Source organism: Roseisolibacter agri (assembly GCF_030159095.1).
Classification (GTDB): Bacteria; Gemmatimonadota; Gemmatimonadetes; order Gemmatimonadales; family Gemmatimonadaceae; genus Roseisolibacter; species Roseisolibacter agri.
Window position 1 is genome coordinate 575792 of record NZ_BRXS01000005.1, and the last position, 23166, is coordinate 598957.

Consider the following 23166-nt stretch of genomic DNA (forward strand, 5'->3'; position numbering starts at 1 on the left):
CACGCTCGGGCGCGTGCGCGTGGCGCCATCGCGTCGCGCGAGCGTCCGTGCCGGTGCTCGGTCGCTGGCGCGACTCTTCCGGACGCGCCCGCCCATTCACGACGGTCCGTCACGCGACGGATCGTCGCGAAGTTCCGGCTCGCTTGAAGGTTTCGAAGCGGGGGCGTTAGGTTCCCCACGCTGTACGCCAACCTCGACCGCGATTCGCTGCGCGTCGACTCCTGCCGTCTCTCCTAGGATCAGGCATGACACGGACCCACCACCCGCGACGGCTGGCAGCGACGCTGCTAGCGGGTGCGGCACTGCTCGTACTGGCCGCGTGCGACTCCGGCCAGTACCCGAACTCGATCTTCACCAAGAACTCCGAGTTCAACGCCGACGTCGGCTCGCTGTTCAACCGGCTCTTCTTCTGGGGCACGATCGTCTTCGTGCTCGTCGAGGCGCTGCTGCTGTACGTGATCATCAAGTTCCGCCGGAAGCCGGGCCAGGCGGAGCCGAAGCACGTGCACGGGAACACGACGCTCGAGGTCCTGTGGACCGCGATCCCCGCGGTCATCCTGGTCTTCATCGCCGTGCCCACGGTGCGGACGATCTTCCGCACGCAGGCCAAGGCGCGTCCCGACGCGCTGCAGGTCGAGGTGATCGGCCACCAGTGGTGGTGGGAGTTCCGCTATCCCGAGTACAACGTCTCGACCGCGAACGAGCTCTATCTGCCCGCCGGGCGGACGGTGAACTTCTCGCTCAAGACCGCGGACGTCCTGCACTCGTTCTGGATCCCGGCGCTCGCGGGCAAGCGCGACCTGATCGCGAACCACACGAACTTCCTCTGGTTCACGCCGGACAGCGCGCTCGGCGCGGCCGCGTGGAACGGGCACTGCGCCGAGTACTGCGGCGCGTCGCACGCGAACATGAAGTTCCGCACCTACACGGTGACGGCGGCGGAGTTCGACAGCTGGGTGAAGGGGCAGCAGGCGGTCGCCGTGTTCGGCGCCACGCCGGCGCCCGGCCAGAGCGCGTCCCCGGCGACGCCGGGCGACTCGGCCGCCGCCGCGGCGACGCGCGCGCAGGCGGGCGCGCAGTCGGCCGGCCCCAAGGCGGACGCCGGCGTGGCCGCGCTGCCGCCGTCGTCGGCCGCGCGCAGCCAGTCGACGCCGACGCAGTCCGCGCAGCAGCCGCTGGCCGCGGGCGCCGCGCGTGACACCACGGCCGCGGGGCTGGCCGCGGTGCAGGGGCCGAGCGCCGCGACGCCGGCCTACACCTACCCGATGGACAAGCTGCCGCGCCACATCCGTCCGAGCACGCCGATCCCGGCGGACATCGGGCGCATCAGCGACGCGGTGCTGGCCTCGGGCGACGCGGCGCGCGGGCAGAAGATCTACTCGTCGCAGTCGTGCATCGGGTGCCACTACATCAACGGCAACCCGATGTCGGCCGGCAAGATCGGGCCGAACCTCACGCACGTCGGCTCGCGCAACACGATCGGCGCGGGGCTGTTCCCGAACGACGCGCGCAACCTCGCCTACTGGATCAAGAACACTCGGAAGATGAAGCCCGGCGTCGTGATGCCGACGCTCGGCCTCAACGAGTACGATCCGGTGACGAAGATGCAGGTGAAAGCGGGCGGGCTAACCGACCAGCAGATCGCCGACATCGTCGCCTACCTCCTGGCCCTGAAGTAAGGGAGCCCCGACACCGCATGGCAACCACCGTCGCAGCGCCGGCGTACGCGCCCGCGCACTCCCAGGAAGAGACCGGTCTCTGGAGCTGGCTGACCACGGTCGATCACAAGCGGATCGGCACGCTGTACCTGTTCACCAGCCTGTTCTTCTTCGTCTGGGGCGGCATCGAGGCGGCGCTCATCCGCGCGCAGCTGGCCGGCCCCAACCTCAACGTCCTCTCGGCGGACACCTACAACCAGGTGTTCACGATGCACGGCACCACGATGGTGTTCCTCGCCATCATGCCGCTGTCCGCCGCCTTCTTCAACCTGCTCATCCCGCTCCAGATCGGCGCGCGCGACGTCGCGTTCCCGCGGCTCAACGCGTTCTCGTACTGGATCTACCTGCTCGGCGGCATCTTCATCTCGCTGCCGATCCTGTTCCAGGCCGCGCCCGATGGCGGCTGGTTCGGCTACACCCCGCTGACCACGAAGGCCCACAGCCCGGGCATCAACATCGACTTCTGGGTCATCGGCCTGCAGATCCTCGGCATCAGCACGCTCGCGGCGTCGTTCAACTTCATCACGACGATCGTGAACATGCGGGCCCCCGGGATGAACATGATGCGCATGCCCATGTTCACCTGGAACTCGTTCGTCGTGCAGTTCCTGGTGCTGCTGGCGTTCCCGGTCATCACGATCGCGCTGCAGTTCCTGATCTTCGACCGCTTCTTCGGGACGAACTTCTACACGACGGCCGCGGGCGCCGACCCGCTGCTCTGGCAGCACCTGTTCTGGATCTTCGGGCACCCCGAGGTCTACATCCTGATCCTGCCCGCCTTCGGCCTCGTGTCGGAGGTGATCCCGGCGTTCAGCCGCAAGCCGATCTTCGGCTACCCGGTGATGGTGTACGCCACGGTCCTGATCGGCTTCCTCGGCTTCGGCGTGTGGGCGCACCACATGTTCTCGGTCGGCATGGGCCCGGTCGCGGACTCGGTGTTCAGCCTCACGACGATGCTGATCGCCATCCCGACCGGCGTGAAGATCTTCAACTGGATCTCCACGATGTGGGGCGGCGCGCTGCGCTTCACGACGGCCATGAAGTTCGCCGTGGCGCTCGTCGGCCTGTTCACGGTCGGCGGCATCTCCGGCGTCATGCACTCGTCGCCGCCGGCCGACCTGCAGCAGACCGACACGTACTTCATCGTCGCGCACTTCCACTACGTGCTGTTCGGCGGCTCGATGTTCGGCCTGTTCGCCGGGACGTACTTCTACTTCCCGAAGTTCAGCGGCCGCATCATGAGCGAGAAGCTCGGCAGCTGGAGCTTCTGGTGGATGTTCGTCGGCATGAACCTGACGTTCTTCCCGATGCACTACTCGGGGCTGATGGGCATGCCGCGCCGCATCTACACGTACGACGCGGACCAGGGCTACACGCTGTTCAACCAGCTGTCGACGGCCGGCACCGGCGTCCTCATGATCGGCATCGCGATCACGCTCTGGAACCTGTGGCGCAGCTGGAGCCACGGGGAGCGCGTGGGCAACGATCCGTGGGGCGCGGGCACGCTGGAGTGGTCGATCCCGTCGCCACCGCCCGACTACAACTTCGCCGAGCTGCCGAAGGTGACGTCGCGCTACCCGGTGTGGGACGCGAAGTCGCCCGAGCTGACGCGCGAGGTGCCGCACACCGAGACCGGCGACCGCCGCCTCGGCATCGCGGGCCCGGAGGGGATCACCAACGGCCACGAGTTCGCCGAGGTGCAGGTGAACCCGACCGGCGGCGCCGCCTACGCGCAGGGCGAGCAGGGCGTGCGCGTCTCGGCCAACGCGCCGCAGCGCCTGCCCACCGCCAAGGAGCTCGGCATCCCGATGCCGAATCCGTCGATCATGCCGCTCGTCTGCGCCCTGGGCGTGGTCGTGATGTTCTGCGGCCTGCTCTTCCTGGGGAAGAGCACGATGACCGGTGTCAGCATCATGGCGTTCGGCGCGCTGTGGTGGGTGACGTCGCTCTACAACTGGCTCACCACCCCGCTCGAGGACGCGCACTGAGATGGCGACCGCTGAGACGCTGACGTCCGCCACCCCGGCGGATCTCCCGCACACGGGCGGGCACTACACGACCACCGGCCTCGACAACCGGAAGATCGCCATCTGGGCGTTCATCGGGTCCGAGTGCATGCTCTTCACGTCGCTCATCTCGACGTACCTGATCTACAAGGGGCGGTCGCTCGTCGGGCCGTACCCGCACGAGACGTGGACCGACCCGGCGACGGGGAAGGTCTTCCCGGCGATCCTCAACATCCCGGTGACCTCGGCCTCCACGTTCGTGCTGCTGATGTCGTCGCTGGCGATGGTGCTGGCGCACGACGCGGTGGTGAACTCGGAGAACCCGAACCGGAAGGCCTACCAGAACTCCAAGCTCTGGCTGGCCATGACGGCCATCCTCGGGGCGGTCTTCCTCGGCTTCCAGGCCTACGAGTTCACGTCGTTCGTGCACGAGGGGCTGACGATCCGCACGAACCTCTTCGGCTCGTCGTTCTTCACGCTCACCGGCTTCCACGGCGCGCACGTGACGGCCGGCGTGATCTGGCTGCTCTCGCTGCTGATGATCGACTTCAAGCGCGGGCTCAAGCCGCACGACGAGCTGGCCGTCGACATGGCCGCGCTGTACTGGCACTTCGTCGACGTCGTGTGGATCGTGATCTTCACGCTCGTGTACCTCATCCAGTAGACCGGACCCGACGATGGCTCACGACTCCCACGACGCACACGGGGCGGGCGACCACGGCCACGGCGCCGGCCACGGGGCGCACCACGCGCACCATCCGACGGCCGGCACGTACGTGAAGGTCGGCATCTTCCTCACGGTCATCACGATCGTCGAGGTCTACGCCTACTACATCCCCAGCTTCGTCGCCTCGGCGTACTTCGTCCCGGCGCTGCTGATCATGTCGGCGGTCAAGTTCTTCACCGTCGTCTCGGTCTACATGCACCTGAAGTACGACCACCGGCTGTTCCGCGCGCTCTTCACCGGCCCGTTCATCGTGGCCGGGCTGACGCTGATCGGCCTGATGTTCCTGTTCGGGCACCTCTCGATCCGGCTCGGCCTCCTCACCTGAGGAGCCGGTCGGCACGGCCACGCGGCCGCGCGCTGGAGGCGCCCCGGTCGACCGGGCGCCCGGCGCGCGGCCGCGTCGCCGTTGTAGGTCCGTAGGACTCCGCTGGAGGAAGCATGCTCGTCGCGTCACCCGTCGTCCCCGCCCTCGCGCTGCTGCACCCGGTGGCGCAGCTGGGCAGCACCTTCTCCGTGCACCCGAGCACCGCCATCGGCATCGCGGCGCTCGCGGCGCTCTATCTCTGGCGCGCCCGCGTCGGTCCGACCGCCGCCGCGTCGGGCGCGACGCCGGCCGCCGGCGCGCGCACGCCCACCGCGGCGCAGCGCCTCGCGTTCTTCACCGGGCTCGCGCTGCTGTTCGTCTCGCTCAACGGCCCGATCCACGACCTGAGCGACGTCTACCTGTTCAGCGCCCACATGGTGCAGCACCTGCTGCTGCAGCTCGTGGTGGTGCCGCTGCTCCTCCTCGGCACGCCGGGGTGGATGCTCCGCCCGCTGCTCGGCGTCCCGGCGCTGCGCGCCGTCGGCACGCGCATCACGCGCCCGGCGTGGTGCTTCGTGCTGTTCAACCTCGTCATGGCCGGCTGGCACCTGCCGCCGCTCTACAACACGGCGCTGGCGTACCACGGGGTGCACATCACGCAGCACCTGATGTTCCTGGTCGCCTCGACGCTGATGTGGTGGCCGATCCTCGGGACGCTGCCCGAGCTGCCGCGCCTCTCGTACCCCGCGCAGCTGCTCTACTGCTTCCTGCTGACGATCCCGATGTCGATCGTCTCGGTCTACATCACCTACGCCGACCGCGTGCTCTACCCCGCGTACTCGTGGGCGCCGCGCGTGCTGGGGATGTCGCCGCTCGAGGACCAGCGCCTCGGGGGGCTGATCATGTGGGTGCCGGGCGGCATCTACTTCATGCTGGTGATGTCGGTCGTGTTCTTCCGCTGGACGACCCGCGGCGCGCAGGACGACGTGCACGCCGCGCAGGTCCCGGCCTGACGCGGCGCACCCCCCCCAACGCTCGACATGCCCACCTACCTCGTCACCGGCGGGGCCGGCTTCATCGGCTCGGCGCTCGTCCGCCGTCTGCTCGCGCGTCCCGACGTCACGGTCGTGACGGTCGACAAGCTCACCTACGCCGGCAACCTCGACTCGCTCGGCGCCGCGCTGGAGCACCCGCGCCACCGCTTCGAGCAGGTGGACATCGGGGACGCGACGCAGATGCAGCGCGTGTTCGAGGAGCACCGGCCCGACGGCGTCTTCCACCTCGCCGCCGAGTCGCACGTCGACCGCTCCATCGACGGGCCGGGCGCGTTCATCGAGACGAACGTCGTCGGCACGTTTCACCTGCTGCAGGAGGCGCGGCGCTACTGGGCGTCGCTCGAGGGCGGCGCGCGCGACGCGTTCCGCTTCCTCCACGTCTCCACCGACGAGGTGTTCGGCTCGCTCGGCGAGGACGGCGCGTTCCGCGAGGACACGCCCTACGATCCGAGCTCGCCCTACTCGGCCAGCAAGGCGGCGTCCGACCACCTCGCGCGCGCCTGGCACCGCACGTACGGGCTGCCGGTGATCGTCACCAACTGCTCGAACAACTACGGGCCGTACCAGTTCCCCGAGAAGCTGATCCCGCTCACGATCCTCAACGCGTTCGCGGGGCTGCCGCTGCCGGTGTACGGCAAGGGCGAGAACGTGCGCGACTGGCTCTACGTCGACGACCACGCCGAGGCGCTCATCACCGCGATGGAGCGCGGCCGCGTGGGCGGCACGTACCTCGTGAGCGGGCGCGAGGAGCGCCGCAACATCGACGTCGTGCGGCTCGTGTGCGGCATCGTCGACGAGCTGGCGCCGGCGGCCGACGGGACGCGGCGAGCGTCGCTGATCACCTTCGTCACCGACCGCCCGGGCCACGACCAGCGCTACGCGGTGGACTCCTCCAAGATCCAGCGCGAGCTGGGCTGGCGGCCGAGCGAGACGTTCGAGTCGGGGCTGCGGAAGACGGTCGCGTGGTACCTCGAGAACCGGACGTGGTGGGAGCGCGTGCGCTCGGGCGGCTACCGCGGCGAGCGGCTGGGCCTCGCGGAGGTCTGACGCGCGCTTCGGCGCGCCGGACCCCAACGACAACGACAGACAGGATGACAGGATGACGAGGAGGCTCCTCTCGGCGGATGGGACGTCGCGCCGGTGCGGAGCCTCCTCGTCATCCTGTCATCCTGTCCGAAGCTCCTCGTCGTTCAGATCCGCAGCCCGCAGCGCGCGGCCCGCCGCGCCGTTCTAGAAGCTCGGTCCCAGCAGCAGCGCGTTCAGCACCATGCGGTCCCACGCCCGCCACCAGCCGCGGAACGTCGGGTCGTTGCCGAACAGCACCACGTGGCCGCCGCCGAGCGGCTCCTCGAGCACGAGCGCGGCGTTGCGCATCAGCCGCTCGGTGTTGCCCGGCCACTGGAAGCCGGCGCGGTGCATCGGCCCGCGCGCGGGGAACACCGCGACGTTCGACCCGTCGCGCGACAGGCGGAAGAAGCTGTCGCCGGTGACCAGCGCGGTGAGGCGCGGCTGCTCGTAGCCGTACGTGAGCCAGTGCGTGCGGTCGAGCACCACGTCGAAGTGGCTCCCCGGCAGCCACTCGGCCGCGTCGGGCGTCGCGCCGGGGCTCGTGGCCGCGAGCAGCTCGCGCGCCTCGGCCGACGTGTCGGCGCGCGCACGCGCGGCGCGCGCGGAGTCGGCCTTTCCGGCGGTGTCCGGCTTCGCGTCCTCGCCGACGCGGCGCGCCGTGGTGAGCCCCACGTCCTCGCGCGCCGCCCACGCCGCGGCGTTGCCCATCGCGACCAGCGTCCCGCCGGCGCGCACCCACGCCTTCAGGCGATCGACGGCGTCCTTGCCGACGAAGTCGCCCACGCCGTACGCGTCGGGGAGGACCACGACGTCGAAGCGCGACAGCGCGCCCGGCATCGACCGCCAGTTGAGGTGCGTGAAGTCGACGCCGTAGCGGCGGTCGAGCGTCCACCAGAGCGCGCCGAACGCCGTCTGCGACACGCCCTCGTCGCCGACGACCGCCACGCGCGGCCGCTTCAGCGCCACGACCTGCTCCGCGCCGATGCCGAGCTTCGCGCGCTCGGTGAAGGCGCTCGCCACCGGCGTCACCTCGACGCCCGCCTCGCGCGCCAGCCGATCGACCAGCGCGTGCACGGTGGTGTCGTTGCGCGACGTGCGCACGACGAAGGTCCCGCGCGGCCACAGCCGCCCGCCGGCCTCCGTGCTGTCGGTGACCACGGTGACGCGCACGCCGTGCGCGAGCAGCTGCCACGCGAGGCGCGACGCGTTGGTGCGCTCGGGGCCGAACACGTACGCGCTCTGCGCGCGCGTGCCGCCCGTCACGCCGCCGCCCAGCGGCGCCGCCAGCAGCTCGCTGCCGGGCGACGCCTCGCTGAAGGTCGACGCGGCGGGACCGGTGAGCGCGATCGGCGCCGCGGCGCCGGCCGTCGCCGACGCGAGCGCCGGACCGGGGCGCCCCGCATCCGGGAGCGCGAGCAGCGCGCCCGTCACCGGCGCGGCGTCCTCGGTCCACCACGCCTCGACGCCGAACGCCACCGGCAGCGACCACGCGGTGATGTCGTAGAACTCGTACTGCTCCTTGAAGCCCGCGCTCCCGCGCCGCTGGTTGCGTGCGAAGCGCTGCTCCTGCAGCCGCTGGAACTCGGGATCGAGCACCGGCGCCGGCTCGAGGATCGCGCGCGCGAGGCGCCCCTGCGGCTGCGCGAGATCCACGACGTACGTACCGGCACCGAAGCGGCGCGCCGCCGCCGCGTCGCCCGCCGCCGTGCCCTGGCCGTAGGCGTGCGCGCGCGCGCTCTGGAACGGCGCGTCGGCGCGCCGCACCTCGATCCCCGCGCGCAGCAGCGCGGCCGCCAGCTCGGCGGCGCGCAGCGGATCGCGCTCCGACGAGAAGGCGTAGCGCCGCACGCGCCCCGCGCGCCCGTCCTCGACGGCGCGGCGGCGGAAGGCGAGGTAGTCGGCGACGCGCTCGCGCGCGCCCGCCGCCGTCGCCTCGACGGTCGACATCGCCGACACCCAGTGCTTCGCGATCCCGTCGCGGAACGAGAGCTTGGAGCCGTCCTCGCGCTCCCACAGCAGCCCCTTCCACCCGCCGCCGTCGGTCTCGTACGTCATCCCGGTCGCGCCGGTGAGCGACGGCCAGGTGTCCCAGTAGCCCGGGTAGTACAGGTCGAAGTAGGAGCGCACGTAGTACTGCCAGCCGTAGCGGTCGAACGCGGCGGCGTTCGCGCGGCCGATGCGCGTCAGCCACTTCTCCGACTCGGCCCCGATGTGCTCGTTCACGGGGCGCGCGGCGGGCGGGAAGAAGTACGTGCTCACCTGGCCGTGCTGGTCCACCGCCACCTGCGGATGCCAGCGCAGCATGCCGCGCATGATCGCCTGCACCTCGGGCTGCGTGCTGGCGATGACGTCGCGGTTCAGGTCGAACCGGTAGTGGTTGAAGCGCCCCTGGATCGACCAGGGCTCGTCGTGCTCGAAGCTCTGGTTGGCCGGGTCGCGGCGCGCCACCGAGTTGTACCAGACGCTGAAGCGCTCGTGGCCGTCGGGGTTCGAGCTCGGGTTCAGCACGACGATCGCGTTGCGCAGCGCGGCGACCGTCGCCGGCTCGTCGCTCGCGGCCAGCTGGTAGAGCAGCTGCATCCCGCTCTCGAAGCCGGGCGACTCGTTGCCGTGCACGCTCTCGCTGATCCACACCACGGCCGGCGTGCGCGCGGCCAGCGCGTCGATCTCCGCGGCGCTTCCCGCGCGCGGGTCGGCGATGCGATCGAGGTCGCGCCGGATCTCGTCGAGGCGCGCGATGTTCTCGGGGCTCGACGCGACGAAGAGCCGCATCCGCCGCCCCTCGTGCGTGGCGCCGATCTCCTCCACGCGCACCCGCTCGGGCGCCGCGGCCGCGATGGCGAGCAGCACGCGCTCCTGCTCGGCGTACTGCGTGTTGCGGTCGCCCAGGCGGTAGCCGAGGAGCGCCTCGGGGCGGGGGACGGCGGGGCGATAGGGGCCGCGCGCCTCGAACGAGAAGGCGCGGTCGTCGCGCAGCGAGTCGCGCACGGCGGCGCCGATGGGCGGCTGCGCGGCGAGCACCGCGGGGCGGGATGCGAGCGCGGCGGACAGCGCCAGCAGGGCGGCCACCGCGGGGCGGCCGGGACGTCGCAGGGGCATCGAGAGGACCGGGGTCGGGAAGGGTGGTCGCGCGGGCTGAAGGTGCGGGCCCGGCCGCACCGAGACAAGCGCACGTCGGGCCGCGTCACCTGCCACTCGCACGCGAACGCTCCGGCGCCGCGCGATGAACCGGCGTGCTTGTTGAGCGACGGCGTGACATGCGCGGCGCCGCACGGCGCCGCTCCGACCCCAGCCTTCCGGAGTACCCCATGCCCGAGAGCTCCACTTCCAGTCGCCGGCGCACGTGGGCCGACGTGGTCGCGATCGTCGCCGGCGTCGCGGCCATCGGCCTCGCGATGTGGCCCAACCTCGCCGCCGACGAGGGGCCCACGGGCGTCGCGCTCGGCAGCGGCACCCTGGCGTCGTTCGCCGCCGGTGGGCTCGCGATCGCCGCGGTCTTCATGGCCCAGCGCTCGCCCGGCACCGCGCGCATCCCGCTCGCGCTCGGCGGCGTGCTCCTGCTGCTCTCGCCGTTCGTCTTCGCCCGCTCGGCGGGCGTCGTCCCGACGCTGCAGATGGTCCTCGGCGCGCTGATGCTCGTGGCCGCGCCGTTCATCGGCCGGCTGCCCGACGAGCCGTCCGAGCTCGCGCGCGACGACCCGCGCCCGCGTCTCTGATGGCTCAGACGTCCTAAGGCTCCCCGGCGCGCCCGGAGGCGGGACCCGGGCGCGCCCTCCTCCCCCTTTCGTGACCAGCAAGGCGCGGCTAAGTTAGTCGCTCCTAACTAAGTGACGCGGTCGCCCGAACTCGTCTCTTCGGCGCCGCGCGGTCCGGTCACCTCGCCACCCATGCCCGCCGCCAGTCTGCGCGCCTCCAGCGGTCGCATCTCCGCGGCCGCGCCCGTGGTCCTCGCGCTGCTCGCCGTGTCCACGGTCTCGCGCACGGGGACCGCACAGCCGGCCGTCGCGCGGGTCGTCGGCGGTGTGGCGGGCCGCGTCGTGGACACGGCCGGCGTCCCGCTCGCCGACGTGCGCGTCCGCCTCGTGGAGCTGGGCCGCACGCGCGTCACCGGCGCGGACGGCCAGTGGCGCTTCTCGGCCGTCGCGCCGGGCTCGTACACGCTGAGCGTCTCACGTCTGGGGCACGTGCCGGAGACGCGGCGCGTCGCGGTGCCGGGCGACGGGCGTGACCTGGACGTCGTGCTGCGCGCCGCGCGCGTGCAGCTGGCCGCGGTGCAGGTCACCGCGACGACCGGCGCGACGCGCGCCCAGGATTCGCCGCAGCCGACCGCCGTCATGGAGGGCGCCGAGCTGCGCACGAGCCAGGGCGCCGCGCTCGGCGAGACGCTGGAGCAGGTGCCCGGCGTCCGCAGCCTCTCGATGACGACCGGCATCGGCAAGCCGGTCATCCGCGGCATGACGCACTACCGCGTCGTGACGCTCGACAACGGGCAGCGCAGCGAGACGCAGGCGTGGGGACACGACCACTCGCCCAACGTCGAGACCGCGACGGCCGAGCGGGTGGAGGTGATCAAGGGGCCGTCGAGCGTGCTGTACGGATCGGACGCGCTGGGTGGCGTGGTGAACGTGATCGCGCCGCCGGTGCCCGACGCGCTGGACGGCGCCGCCTTCGTGCGTGGGCGCGCGAGCACGCTCTACAACCACAACGTGCGCGGCACCGACGGCACCCTGAGCGTCGAGGGCGCGCGCGGCGGGCTGGGGGCACGCATGGCGCTCACCGCGCGCAGCAGCGGCGCGATGCGCACGCCGGCGGGCGTGCTCGCCAACACCGACAACCGCGCCGTCGCCACCGAGGGCGCGCTCGGCTGGCGCGGCGTGCGCGGCACGGTGACCGCGCGCTACGCGGGCCGCGACGAGCGCATCGAGATCTTCGACGATCCCGCGACGAGCCCCGGCTACACGGGCTTCCAGCGCATCGGCACGTACCGCGCGACGGTCGAGGCGACGCTGCCGCTGGGCGGCGCGCGCCTGCAGGCCAACGCCGGCTACGAGCAGAACCTGCGGCGCGAGTTCGCGGGTGCGGCCGCGGTCTCGCCCGACCTCGGGCTGTTCGTGCGCAACTGGACGGCGTTCGCGCACCTGCACCACGCGCCGGTCGGTCCGTTCTCCGGCACGCTCGGCGTGTCGGGGATGACGAGCCGCTTCCAGAACCGCGGCAGCAGGACGCTGATCCCTGGGAGCGACTCGCGCACGGCCGCCGTGTACGCGTTCGAGCAGGCGGAGCTCGGGCGCTGGCGCACGACGTTCGGCGCGCGCCTCGACCACCGCACGCTGGCGACGGACGGCGACGCGACCATCGGCGTGCCCGGGCAGCGGCGCGCGTTCCCCGCGCTGACGGGAAGCGCGGGCGTGCTGTACCGACTTTCCGCGCCGGTCGCGCTGGTGGCGAACGTCGCCCGCGGCTTCCGCGCGCCGGCCGCGCCGGACCTGTGGGCGAACGGCTTCCACGAGGGCACGCGCGCGTTCGAGCGCGGGCAGCCGGACCTCGACGTCGAGACGTCGCTCAACACGGAGGCGGGCGTGCGCATCAATGCCTCCACGCTGACCGCCGAGGTGACCGGCTACGTCAACCGCGTGCGGGACTACATCTACCTGCGGCCGTTCGGCACGGGGCGCGGGCTGTTCGACTCGCTGCAGGTGGTGCAGGGCGACGCGCGCCTGGTGGGCGTCGAGGGGCGGGCCGCGTATCGCCCGCTGTCGTTCGTCACGCTGCAGCTCTCGGGCGACTGGGTGCATGGCGAGAACGTGACGGCCGGCGTGCCGCTCACCTTCATCCCGCCGCCGCGCCTCGTGTACGGGCTGCGCGTGGAGCGCGAGCGTGCGTGGCGCGGCCTGCGTGGGCTCTACGCCACCGCGTCGGCGGAGACGAACGCGCGCCAGTCGCGCATCGACCCGCGCGACCTGGCGCCGCCGGGCTACACGGTCACCACCCTCGGCGCCGGTGCGATGCGGATGCTGCCACGCGGGCCGCTCACCGTGGACCTGACGCTCCGCAACGCGCTCGACGTGCGATACCGCAGCTTCATGAGCCGGTACAAGGCGTTCGCGGACGCGCCGGGAAGGGCGGCTATCCTGCGGGTCGGAGCTCCGCTGTAGCGGCGCTGCGGGCTGCGGGCTGCGGATCTCGAACCCCGGACACCTCGGCGCGCCGGACCTGTTGGCCTGTTGGGGGATGCGGATGCTCCGGATCCGAACGGATCATGCGGATCGCTCCGTGTGGCGCCTGGGACCTCGCCGCTACGCGGGACGATCCGAAGGATCCGTTCGCATCCGGAGCATCCGCATCCCTCCCAGAGGCCACAGGGGACCGGCGCGCCGGCCGGTGAACGGCGTACGGCTTCGACAGGATGACGAAGAGGCTCCGCACCGGCGCTTGGAACGACGCGCCCCGCGGAGCCTCCTGGTCATCCTGTCATCCCGTCACAGCAGTTCGTCGTTCAGATGCGCGGCCCGCAGCCCGCAGCCGTCAGAACTCCACCTGCGTCCCCAGCTCCACCACGCGGTTCGGCGGGATGTTGAAGAACTCCGTCGCCGAGCGCGCGTTGCGCGACATGAAGACGAACAGCTTCTTCCGCCAGCGCATCATCCGCGTCTTGCCGCTCGGCAGCAGGCGCTCGCGGCCGAGGTAGTAGGACGTCTCGTTCGGCCGCGCGCGGATGCCGCGCGAGTTGAGGAACTTCATCACCTGCGGGACGTCGGGCGTCTCCATGAAGCCGTACGTCGCGGCCACGCGGTAGAAGCCGTGGCCGAGCTTCTCGACCTCCAGCGTCTCCTCCTCGTCGACGTCCGGCACCTCGGCCGAGCGGATGGAGAGCAGCACCACCTGCTCGTGCAGCACCTTGTTGTGCTTCAGGTGGTGCAGCAGCACGACCGGTGCGCCGCCCGAGGTGGACGTCATGAAGACGGCCGTCCCGGGCACGCGCGGCGGCTGGCGGCGCGCGACGTCGGCGAGGAACATGTCCATCGGGATCGTCGCCTTCTGCAGCAGCTCCTGCAGGATCTCGCGGCCCCGCTTCCACGTCGTCATCAGCAGGAACACGAGCGCCGCGATGCCGAGCGGCACCCAGCCGCCGTGCGGCACCTTCAGCAGGTTCGAGGCGAAGAACATCAGGTCGATCGCCAGGAACCCGTACAGGAAGACGCGCATCTTGGCCCGCGACCAGCCGAAGCGCTGCCGCGCGATGAGCGCGAACAGGATCGTCGTGATCGCCATCGTCGCCGTCACGGCCACGCCGTACGTCGCCGCCAGCGCCGCCGCCGAGCGGAAGGTGACGACCAGCAGCAGCGTGCCGATCGCCAGCGCCTTGTTGACCTCGGGGATGTAGATCTGCCCCGCCTGCTCGTGGGACGTGTGGATGATCTGCAGGCGCGGCACGTAGCCGAGCTGGATCGCCTGCTGCGTGAGCGAGAACGCGCCCGAGATGAGCGCCTGCGACGCCACGATCGCCGCCAGCGTCGCGACCACCAGCAGCGGGATCTGCAGCGCCTTGGGCGCCAGCAGGTAGAACGGGTTCGCCACCGCCGACGGGTCGCGGATGAGCAGCGCGCCCTGGCCGAAGTAGTTCAGCAGCAGGCACGGGAGCACGAAGCCGAACCACGCCAGCCGGATCGGCTTGCGGCCGAAGTGGCCCATGTCGGCGTACAGCGCCTCGCCACCCGTGATCACCAGCACCACCGCACCGAGCACGACGAACGAGCGCGTGGGATGGCTGGTGAAGAAGGTGATCGCGTGCCACGGGTTGAGCGCCGTGAACACCTCGGGATGGTTCACGATCTCCGCGATGCCGAGCAGGCCGATGCTCAGGAACCAGGTGAGCATGATCCAGCCGAAGGCGCCCCCCACCTTGGCCGTGCCCTTGTACTGGAAGTAGAAGAGCGCCGCGATGATCGCGAACGAGATCGGCACCACGAAGCGGCCGAGCGCGGGCGCGACGACGCTGATGCCGTTGACGGCGCCGAGCACCGAGATGGCGGGCGTGATGATGCCGTCGCCGTAGAGGAACGCGCCGCCGAAGAGCCCGAGCGCGATCAGCAGCGCGCGCCGCTTCGCCTCGCCCTCGCGGTTCTGGCGCTGCAGCAGCAGCGCGAGCAGCGCGTAGACGCCGCCCTCGCCCTTGTTGTCGGCGCGCAGGATGAACATCACGTACTTGACGCTGACCACGAGCACGAGCGACCAGACGATCAGCGACAGCACGCCGTAGACGTTCGCGATCGAGGGGGCGAGCCCGAACTCCTCGCGGAAGCACTCCTGGATGGAGTAGAGCGGGCTGGTGCCGATGTCGCCGTAGACGACGCCGAGCGCCGTCAGCGTGAGGACGGCCAGCTTGCGGCCGGTGGGGTTCTCCTCGGGGCGGTGGTGCGACGCGTGAGGGTGGAGCGTCGTCGGCGTCTCGGCCGTCGTCGACATGGACGGGAGGGCGGCAGGGGCCGCCGGCCGACTTGACGGATCGCCCGAGGTGGAATCGGCGGACGACGGGCCCGATTGCGGCGCCGCGTCCGATGAGTTCGCGGACATGCAGGGGTGGGTCGAGGAAGGCCGCGCCGCAGGGCGGCGGCCGGCTGGACCATGCAAAAAGCGGGTCGCGCCCGGTGGCGCGACCCGCTCGGCAATCTACCGTGCCGGGGTGGAGCGTCCAGCGCGCCGACGAGCGCGCCTCAGCGCCGACGTCAGCGCGGCCGCTCCAACCTCGCCCGCATCCGTGCCTGCTCCTCCGCGCGGCGCGCGAGGTAGCGCTCGTACTTCCCGCGCTGCTCGGGCGAGAGGCGGGCGGCGATCTCGCGCTGCGCCGTGTCGCGGACGGCCCGCATCTGCGGGCGCACCGGGGCCAGCAGCGAGTCGATCGCCCGGTGCTGCACGTCGAGGATCGAGTCGACCGCCGCCTTCTGCTCCGGCGTCAGCGCCAGCTCCTCGGCGAAGTCCGCGTAGGCCGAGGCGGCCGGGCTGGCGTCGGGCCGGCCGATCGACCGGTCGAAGCCGAAGCCGACCGTCGCACCGAGGGTGAAGGCACCAGCGAGGAAGGCTGCCGCCAGGAGTTTGGACCGCTCCATCGTCGTCTCGCCCTCAGTCGGGCATGACGTAGCGGAAGGTCGCCTCGCGCCGGGCGCGCAGCACCTCGTCGGCGTCCGTCGGCGGCGTGACGTCGCGCGCCGGCGCGGGCTGCGCCGCGGGGACGTCCAGCCGCACCGGGGCGCGGCGCTTGAGGCCGCCCGTCAGCAGGTACGCCGCCTCCTGCGCCGCCCGCTCGTTGGCGGCGGTCACCGGGTCGCTGGTGGCGTCGTTGACCGCGCGCGCGAGCTCCGGATCGAGCGGCTGCAGCCCGGTCTCCGGCGCCGCGGCGACGCTGGCCCGCGCGCCGCGCGACTGCAGGTTGATGGCGCCGACCACGACCACGAGCACGGCGGCCGCCGCGAGGCCCGGACGGGCCCAGTCGGCCATCGCCTGCCACCAGTCGGCGGCGGCGCGCGGGGCGCGCGCGCCGGCCCGGACGGCGGCCATGATCCGCCCCTCGAACTCGTCCCAGTACCGCTCGCCGGGCGCGCCGTAGAGCGCGCGCAGCTCGCGCGTCACCGGGTCGTCCGCGGGCGGCAGGTCGTCCGACCGGAGGCGGTCCGCCGGCCGTTGGGGGGTGGAGGCGTCGTCCGCCCCCGAGAACAGACGGAAGCGCGACATCAGAGGTCTCCTCGCAGCTCGCCGAGCTGGCGCCGCAGCGCCGCGCGGGCGTGATGGAGGTCGGAGCGGGCCGTCCCTTCCGGGATGCCGAGCATCGCGCCGATCTCCGCGTGCTTGAACCCCTCCACGTCGTGCAGCACGATCACCGCGCGCTGGCGCGCGCTCAGCCGATCGAGCGCCTCGCGCAGGCGGCTGCGCAGCTCGAGCGACTCCGCCGGGTCGCGCATCGGCCGCGGTGACGCGACCGTCTCGGGCAGCTCGTCCGCGTCGCGCACCTTGCGGCGGCGCGCGATGTCGAGCGCCGCGTTGGCGACGATGCGGTGCAGCCAGGCGCCGAACGCCTGCTCCGGGCGGAACCGGTCGAGCGCGCGGTAGGCGTGCAGGAAGCCTTCCTGCGTCGCGTCCTCGGCGTCCTCGTGCGTGAGGACGATCGCGCGGGCGACCGCGTAGGCGCGGCGCTGGTGCAGGCGGACGAGCCCTGCGAACGCGCGGGCGTCCCCGGCCTGGGCTGCCAGCACGAGCGCGCGCTCGGCGAGCACCGGATCGGCGGCCGGCTCGAACACCGGGGCCGCCACGGGGGCGGCGACCGGGGTGCGGACCGGCTCAGCCACGACGCGCTCCGGCGCGCGCACGGCGGCACGCGGGGCTCGCGGCGGGGAGACCAGCCCCCCGGTGGGGAGCGGAAGCGCGGCGGACGAAAGGCTCATCGACTGGGTGCTGCGGTCGGTGGGTGGGGTCGCCCCAGACAACGCGGGCGCCCCCAGGAACGTTGGGCCGGCCGGCCCCGGCGGGGAGGACCGCACCGATCACAGCCCCAGCGCCTGCGATTCGGCCTGCATGGCCGCGATCACGAACCGCACGTGCTCGTCGAGGTCGACGCCCAGCTCGGCCGCCCCGTTGATCACGTCGTCGCGGTTCACGCCGCGGGCGAAGGCCTTGTCCTTCATCTTCTTCCGTACACCGCCGGCGTCCACGTCGTGCACCGACCGCGACGGCTTCACGAGCGCCGTGGCCGTGATCAGCCCCGTCAGCTCGTCGACCGCGAACAGCGTCCGGGCCATGCGCGTCCGGCGCGGGACGCCCGTGTAGTCGGCGTGGCCGAGGATCGCGTCGCAGACGTCGTCGGGATAGCCGGCGGCGCGCAGCAGCCGCACGCCCTCGCTCGGGTGCTCCTCGGTCGGCGAGCGGCCGGCGTTGGGCCAGCGCTCGTAGTCGAAGTCGTGGAGCAGCCCGGCCAGCCCCCAGCGCTCCTCGTCCTCGCCGAAGTGCCGGGCGTAGGCGCGCATCGCCGCCTCGACGGCGAGCATGTGCTTCCGGAGCGACTCGGACTGCGTGTACTCCTGGACGAGCGCCAGGGCGTCAGCGCGGGAGGGGAGCATCGGGCGCGGCGCGGGGCAGGGGACGAGCGGGGACGGGGAAGTTAACCCGAAAGGCGGGCTGATGGTGCCAGGGCGCGCGGTCGCTGCCTCGCGGCAGGCGAACACTGATCGGTGTCGTCGCGCCGCCCTCGCCGGGTCTGGGAGTCGATGGGCCGCGCGCCAGCCCACCTATCGTCGCTCGAAAATCTTTGGCTTGCGGCATCGCGCGAGCTGTGACACTTAGAGGCGGCACAGTCCGCTGCCCCTTCCTCCCGTCCCCACCGGCCGCTCGCCCTCTCCCCTCCCGAGCGTTCCGCCCGCCTGCCCGTCCGTTCGCTCGTCCGCCGCGCCCGCTGTCGCGCGGACCCTCCCGCTCGCCCTTCCCGCTCGCCCTTCCCGCCGCCCTCGCGTCCGGCTCCGTGCCGACGCGCTCGTCCCACCCATCGAGGAGGTAGTGTGTCCGTACGAAGGTCATTGGCACCGCTCACGGCCGGCCTGGCCACCGTGGCCGTCACGGCGACGGCCGCCGGCGCGCAGCAGCTCGGTCGTGCCCGCGTGAGCGGCTCCGTCACCGACGCCACCACGTCGCGCCCGATCGCCGGCGTCACCGTCCGCATCGTCGGCACCAGCTTCGCGGCGGTCACCGACAGCAGCGGACGGTTCACCATCGCGAACGCGGCCGTCGGCCAGTTCAACGTCGAGGCGCGTCGCATCGGCTACGGCGTGAGCGTGCAGGACAACGTCCGCCTCGTGCGCGACAGCACGGTCACGCTGAACTTCCGCCTCGTCGACAACCCACTGCGCCTGCAGAGCGTCGTCGTCTCCGGCACGGTGGAGGCGACGCAGAACGTGAAGACGCCGTTCACGGTCGCCACGCTGACGGCGGCCGACCTGCCGGTGGCGCCGGTCACGTCGGCCGCCAGCGTCGTGCAGGGGAAGGTCGCCGGCGTGCAGGTCATCCGCGGCGGTGGCGGTCCCGGCTCGGGCGTCACGATCCAGCTGCGCACGCCCACCAGCCAGTTCAAGACCACCAGCCCGCTCTACGTGGTCGACGGCGTCGTGCAGAACACGCAGACGGGCGTGACCACGCGCGACATCGCCACCGACGACATCGCGAGCGTCGAGGTGATCAAGGGCGCGGCCGCCGCGTCGCTCTACGGGTCGATGGGCGCCAACGGCGTCATCTCGATCACCACGAACCGCGGCAACAACCTCGCGCTCAACACGACGCAGTTCACGGTGCGCACCGAGGCCGGCATGAACTCGTTCACCAACGAGTTCACGAAGCCCGCGTATCACCACTACCGGACGAACGCGGCCGGCGGGTACGTCAACGCCGCGGGGCGCGACACGACGCGCCGCGGGCGCGTGGCCGACGTGGTGGCGTTCAAGGACAACCCGTACGTCGACCCGCTCTTCAATCCGGCCAAGGAGTTCTTCAACGCCGGCACGTTCAACCGCGTCGGCGTCACCCTGCAACAGAACCTGCCGTCGACGAACTTCGCGATCTCGTACAACCGCCAGCACGACGGCGGCGTCGTGTTCGAGTCGGACGGGTTCCACCAGCAGACGCTGCGCGTGAACGTCGACCACCGCCGCGGCGACCGGCTGCAGCTCAACGTCGGGGCGTTTCACTCCCGTGGCACGGTGGACGAGCCGGCGATCGCGTGGGACAGCTTCTTCTCGATCGACCCCGACGTCAACATCAACCGCAAGACGCCGGACGGGTTGTACGTCGTGCTTCCCGACTCGAACAGCACGATCGTCAACCCGCTCTACCGGCAGCAGATCTACCAGGACTGGCTGACGCGCCGCGCGCGCACGCAGCTGAGCACCAACGCGACGCTGAAGCTGACGAGCTGGCTCAACGGCAACGCGAACATCAACTACGACCGGTCGGACCAGTCGTTCGAGAACTACATCCCGCGCGGCATCCTCGGCACGGACGGGCAGACGCCGACGCTGGGCACCTTCGAGCGCGAGAACGACATCGTCGAGGGGATCAACGGCACCGTCGGCCTGACCGCGACGCACACGTTCGGCCGGCTGACGCCGCGCCTCTCGGTGCAGGCGCTCTCGCGCCGCGAGCAGAACCCGTTCACCGAGGCGATCGCCACCGACTTCTCCGTCGCCGGCGTGCGCGACCTCGACGTGGGCCAGACGCGGACGATCGAGTCGTCGTTCACGGACCGCCGCCTGTCGAGCGTGCTGTCGAGTCTCAACCTCGACTACGCGGACAAGCTGATCGGCGACTTCAGCGTCCAGCGCGAGGGCAACTCCCTCTACGGGCCCGAGTCGCGCTGGAACAACTGGTACCGCGCGAGCGGCGCCTACCGGATGGCCGAGGAGGCGTGGTGGCCGCTGGCGGCGGTCAACGAGTTCAAGCTCCGCTACTCGTACGGCACCGCCGGCAACCGGCCGAGCTTCTACGATCAGTACGAGACGCTCGAGTTGGCGGCCGGCGGCCTGCCCACGCGCCAGTCCTTCGGCAACGCGAAGCTGCGGCCCGAGGTTGCGCGCGAGCACGAGTTCGGGATAGACGCGATCGTGAAGAACCGCGTGTCGCTCTCCCTGGTGTATGCGCGCCAGGTGACGAGCGACAACATCATCAGCATGCCGCTGCCGGCGCTGAGCGGGTTCAACACGCAGGAGCAGAACGTCGGCAAGGTCAGCGGCCACACGCTCGAGGCGACGCTCCAGGCGCAGCTGCTGCAGCGCGGCCGGTTCTCGTGGGACGTCAACCTCGTCGCCGACCGCTCGCGCACCCGGCTGCGCGAGTTCGGCCGCTCGTGCTACGGCGACGGCATCCGGTGGCGCTGCGACGGGTCGAACGTCGACGAGATGTGGGGCGAGAAGTTCATGTACTCGACCGACGACCTCCCGGCGTGGCACGCGAGCTCGAAGGACGCCTTCCAGGTCAACGACGACGGCGTGCTGGTCGCCGTCGGCCGCGGCAACAGCTACCGCGACGGCGTGACGAAGAACCTGTGGGGCACCACCGTCGTCGTCGACGGCCGCAGCTACGCGTGGGGCCGCCCGATCCTCCAGAAGGACTCGCTCGGCAACAACCTGTTCACGCGCATCGGCCGCTCGTTCCCGAGCATGAACTACGGTTTCCAGAACACGGTGCGGTTCCGCGACCTGCAGGTCTACGCCTCGTTCCACGGCCAGGTCGGCGGGAACGTGTACAACAACATCAAGCAGGCGCTCTACCAGTCGACCGACCACAACGACGTGGTGCAGGCGGGCAAGCCGGAGGAGCTGAAGAAGCCGATCCAGTACTACACGGCCGCCGACGGCCTGTCGAGCAACAACGCGAACTACAACTCGTACTTCGTGGAGAGCGGCACCTACATGAAGCTCGGCGAGCTCTCCGTCCGGTACACGATCCCGCAGCGGCTGCTCGGGGCGCTGGGGCGCACTGGCGTCGACCGGGCGTCGCTCGAGCTGGTCGGGCGCGACCTGTTCACCTGGACCAACTACACGGGCATCGACCCGGAGGCGGGCTCCCCCGCGGTGCGCGTCGACAACGCCAACTATCCCATGTACCGCGTGTTCAGCGCCGCCGTCAACTTGACCTTCTGAGCCGATGCGTTCCCTCCTCACGAATCGCCGGGGCGTGCGTCGCCTCGGCGCCGCGCTCGGGGCCGCGACGCTCGTCGGCGCCGCCGCGTGCATGAACCTCGACGTCACGAACTCGGACACCCCGGAGCTCGACGACGTCTTCACGAACGGCTCGAACCTCGAGCAGAACGCCGGCCTGGCCTTCCGCAACTTCTGGGGCGTGACCCAGGGCGCGCGGACCAACTCGACGTACCCCGTCGTGCAGCTCGGCGCCCTGGCCGAGATCACGACGGGCACGGCGACCGCCACCTGGGAGGTGATCCAGGAGCCGCGCGTCCGCTACAACAACACCGACGCCGGCCAGTGGCTGGGCCGCAAGCCGTGGTACGACCTGTACGAGGTCATCGCCACCGAGACCGACGCGCTCAAGGCGCTCGACGCCGGCGTGCGCGTGGGCGCCGTGAACGCGACGACGCCCAACGGCGCCGACACGCCGCGCGCCCGCGTCTTCTCGCGCTTCCTGCTCGGCGCCTCGCAGGTCTACCTCGGGATCATGTACGACAAGGCCTTCGTCTCGGACGAGACCTACGATCCCGCCACCTACAAGTTCGAGTTCTCGCCGTACCAGGAGGTCGCGAAGGCCGGCATGGCGCAGCTGGAGAAGGCGGTCGCCGAGGCGAAGGCGGCGCCGACGAACTTCACGCTGCCGATCGAGTGGGTGAACCAGCAGACGATCAACCGCGACGAGCTGGTTCGCATCATGAACGGCTACATCCTGCGCGGGCTGGTCTACACGGCCCGCACGCCGCAGGAGCGCGCGGCGGTCGACTGGAACCGGGTGCTCACCCTCACCGCGGCGCCGAACGTCATCACGAAGGACTTCGGCGCGCAGGCCGACCAGACGAAGTCGGGCACGACGAGCGCGTGGCTGCAGTACACGCAGCTGATGACCGACGCCCGCATCGACAACCACTTCGTCGGCATCGCCGACACGTCGAACGCGTACCAGCAGTGGCTGGCCCTCCCGTTCGAGCAGAAGGGGGAGATCCAGGTCCGGACGCTCGACCGCCGCATCCACGGCGCGGGCGGCCCGGCCACGGCCGGCAAGTACTTCGCCCAGGCGACGTCCCAGACGATGTCGACCACGCGCGGCACGTCGCCGCACTCGCGCTACCGCGGCGTGCGGTACGGCACCAACTACTACCAGACCGGCTTCATCCCGACCATGACGCTGGTCGAGATGGACATGCTGCGCGCGGAGGCGCTCATCCGCCTCGGCCGGGCGGCGGAGGCGGTGCCGCTGATCAACAAGACGCGCGTCGCGATCGGCGAGCTGCCGCCCGTCACGGCCGCCGGCACCGGCACGCGCCCGACGTGCGTGCCGCGCAAGACGAACGGCGAGTGCGGCGACCTGCTGGACGCCATGCTCTACGAGAAGCGCATGGAGCTGCACGCGGTCGAGGCGATCCTGCACTGGGCCGACTGGCGAGCGTTCGGCAAGCTGCCGAAGGGGAGCCTGATGCAGCTGCCCGTCACCGGCCGCGAGCTGCAGACGCTCGGGCTGCCGGTCTACTCGTTCGGCGGGGACCTGCCGGGGAGCGCGCCGTAACCGGGCGTCGTTCGCACGGCCGTACGAC

General features: G+C 71.5%; 16 protein-coding genes. 10 read left to right on the forward strand and 6 right to left on the reverse strand.

Annotated elements, in window-relative coordinates:
• Positions 1-245: 245 nt before the first annotated feature.
• From coxB to rfbB, 6 genes are all read left to right on the forward strand, one after another.
• Positions 246-1679, forward strand: a complete 1434-nt coding sequence (coxB, locus tag rosag_RS18010) for a cytochrome c oxidase subunit II (protein WP_284351558.1) — start codon at positions 246-248, stop codon at positions 1677-1679.
• A gap of 17 nt (positions 1680-1696) precedes the next feature.
• Positions 1697-3706: a cytochrome c oxidase subunit I gene (ctaD, locus tag rosag_RS18015; protein WP_284351559.1), complete on the forward strand. Its 2010-nt coding sequence runs from the start codon at positions 1697-1699 to the stop codon at positions 3704-3706.
• 1 nt (position 3707) lies between these two features.
• On the forward strand, positions 3708-4388 hold the full coding sequence (locus rosag_RS18020; RefSeq protein ID WP_284351560.1) for a cytochrome c oxidase subunit 3: 681 nt from the start codon (positions 3708-3710) through the stop codon (positions 4386-4388).
• Between the two features lie 13 nt (positions 4389-4401).
• Positions 4402-4776, forward strand: a complete 375-nt coding sequence (locus rosag_RS18025; RefSeq protein WP_284351561.1) for a cytochrome C oxidase subunit IV family protein — start codon at positions 4402-4404, stop codon at positions 4774-4776.
• A 113-nt stretch (positions 4777-4889) separates the two neighbouring features.
• Positions 4890-5768, forward strand: a complete 879-nt coding sequence (locus rosag_RS18030; RefSeq protein ID WP_284351562.1) for a cytochrome c oxidase assembly protein — start codon at positions 4890-4892, stop codon at positions 5766-5768.
• A 27-nt stretch (positions 5769-5795) separates the two neighbouring features.
• Positions 5796-6857: a dTDP-glucose 4,6-dehydratase gene (gene rfbB, locus rosag_RS18035; protein ID WP_284351563.1), complete on the forward strand. Its 1062-nt coding sequence runs from the start codon at positions 5796-5798 to the stop codon at positions 6855-6857.
• 183 nt (positions 6858-7040) lie between these two features.
• On the opposite strand, the gene rosag_RS18040 is transcribed toward rfbB, so the two are convergent.
• Positions 7041-9977, reverse strand: coding sequence for a M14 family metallopeptidase (locus tag rosag_RS18040; RefSeq protein ID WP_284351564.1), 2937 nt, complete (start codon positions 9975-9977; stop codon positions 7041-7043).
• 209 nt (positions 9978-10186) lie between these two features.
• On the opposite strand from rosag_RS18040, the gene rosag_RS18045 reads away from it, so the two are divergent.
• Positions 10187-10594, forward strand: coding sequence for a hypothetical protein (locus rosag_RS18045; protein ID WP_284351565.1), 408 nt, complete (start codon positions 10187-10189; stop codon positions 10592-10594).
• A 171-nt stretch (positions 10595-10765) separates the two neighbouring features.
• Positions 10766-13033: a TonB-dependent receptor gene (locus tag rosag_RS18050; RefSeq protein ID WP_284351566.1), complete on the forward strand. Its 2268-nt coding sequence runs from the start codon at positions 10766-10768 to the stop codon at positions 13031-13033.
• A gap of 370 nt (positions 13034-13403) precedes the next feature.
• Here rosag_RS18050 and rosag_RS18055 read toward each other — a convergent pair whose 3' ends face one another.
• From rosag_RS18055 to rosag_RS18075, 5 genes are all read right to left on the reverse strand, one after another.
• Entirely contained in the window at positions 13404-15452 is a 2049-nt protein-coding gene (locus rosag_RS18055) for a potassium transporter Kup (protein ID WP_425607516.1), read from the reverse strand.
• 152 nt (positions 15453-15604) lie between these two features.
• On the reverse strand, positions 15605-15985 hold the full coding sequence (locus tag rosag_RS18060; RefSeq protein WP_284351568.1) for a Spy/CpxP family protein refolding chaperone: 381 nt from the start codon (positions 15983-15985) through the stop codon (positions 15605-15607).
• Between the two features lie 13 nt (positions 15986-15998).
• A complete protein-coding gene (locus rosag_RS18065; protein ID WP_284351569.1) occupies positions 15999-16607 on the reverse strand; it encodes a hypothetical protein in 609 nt (202 codons plus the stop codon).
• Positions 16607-17218 carry an RNA polymerase sigma factor gene (locus rosag_RS18070; protein WP_284351570.1) on the reverse strand — a complete coding sequence of 204 codons (612 nt, stop codon included), beginning with the start codon at positions 17216-17218 and terminating at the stop codon, positions 16607-16609. The genes rosag_RS18065 and rosag_RS18070 overlap by 1 nt, the downstream gene beginning before the upstream one ends.
• Before the next feature lie 195 nt (positions 17219-17413).
• Positions 17414-17986, reverse strand: a complete 573-nt coding sequence (locus rosag_RS18075; protein ID WP_284351571.1) for an HD domain-containing protein — start codon at positions 17984-17986, stop codon at positions 17414-17416.
• Positions 17987-18421: 435 nt separating this feature from the next.
• On the opposite strand from rosag_RS18075, the gene rosag_RS18080 reads away from it, so the two are divergent.
• Together rosag_RS18080 and rosag_RS18085 are read left to right on the forward strand one after the other, a co-directional pair.
• Positions 18422-21550 carry a SusC/RagA family TonB-linked outer membrane protein gene (locus rosag_RS18080; RefSeq protein ID WP_284351572.1) on the forward strand — a complete coding sequence of 1043 codons (3129 nt, stop codon included), beginning with the start codon at positions 18422-18424 and terminating at the stop codon, positions 21548-21550.
• Between the two features lie 4 nt (positions 21551-21554).
• Complete coding sequence (locus rosag_RS18085) at positions 21555-23138, forward strand: RagB/SusD family nutrient uptake outer membrane protein (protein WP_284351573.1); 1584 nt, start codon at positions 21555-21557, stop codon at positions 23136-23138.
• Positions 23139-23166 lie beyond the last annotated feature (28 nt).

Excerpts from the sequence above, each read along its gene's own strand:
- coxB (WP_284351558.1), top strand. The coding sequence starts at position 246 with ATGACACGGACCCACCACCCGCGACGGCTGGCAGCGACGCTGCTAGCG.
- ctaD (WP_284351559.1), top strand. The coding sequence starts at position 1,697 with ATGGCAACCACCGTCGCAGCGCCGGCGTACGCGCCCGCGCACTCCCAG.
- rosag_RS18020 (WP_284351560.1), top strand. The coding sequence starts at position 3,708 with ATGGCGACCGCTGAGACGCTGACGTCCGCCACCCCGGCGGATCTCCCG.
- rosag_RS18025 (WP_284351561.1), top strand. The coding sequence starts at position 4,402 with ATGGCTCACGACTCCCACGACGCACACGGGGCGGGCGACCACGGCCAC.
- rosag_RS18030 (WP_284351562.1), top strand. The coding sequence starts at position 4,890 with ATGCTCGTCGCGTCACCCGTCGTCCCCGCCCTCGCGCTGCTGCACCCG.
- rfbB (WP_284351563.1), top strand. The coding sequence starts at position 5,796 with ATGCCCACCTACCTCGTCACCGGCGGGGCCGGCTTCATCGGCTCGGCG.
- rosag_RS18040 (WP_284351564.1), bottom strand. The coding sequence starts at position 9,977 with ATGCCCCTGCGACGTCCCGGCCGCCCCGCGGTGGCCGCCCTGCTGGCG.
- rosag_RS18045 (WP_284351565.1), top strand. The coding sequence starts at position 10,187 with ATGCCCGAGAGCTCCACTTCCAGTCGCCGGCGCACGTGGGCCGACGTG.
- rosag_RS18050 (WP_284351566.1), top strand. The coding sequence starts at position 10,766 with ATGCCCGCCGCCAGTCTGCGCGCCTCCAGCGGTCGCATCTCCGCGGCC.
- rosag_RS18055 (WP_425607516.1), bottom strand. The coding sequence starts at position 15,452 with ATGTCCGCGAACTCATCGGACGCGGCGCCGCAATCGGGCCCGTCGTCC.
- rosag_RS18060 (WP_284351568.1), bottom strand. The coding sequence starts at position 15,985 with ATGGAGCGGTCCAAACTCCTGGCGGCAGCCTTCCTCGCTGGTGCCTTC.
- rosag_RS18065 (WP_284351569.1), bottom strand. The coding sequence starts at position 16,607 with ATGTCGCGCTTCCGTCTGTTCTCGGGGGCGGACGACGCCTCCACCCCC.
- rosag_RS18075 (WP_284351571.1), bottom strand. The coding sequence starts at position 17,986 with ATGCTCCCCTCCCGCGCTGACGCCCTGGCGCTCGTCCAGGAGTACACG.
- rosag_RS18085 (WP_284351573.1), top strand. The coding sequence starts at position 21,555 with ATGCGTTCCCTCCTCACGAATCGCCGGGGCGTGCGTCGCCTCGGCGCC.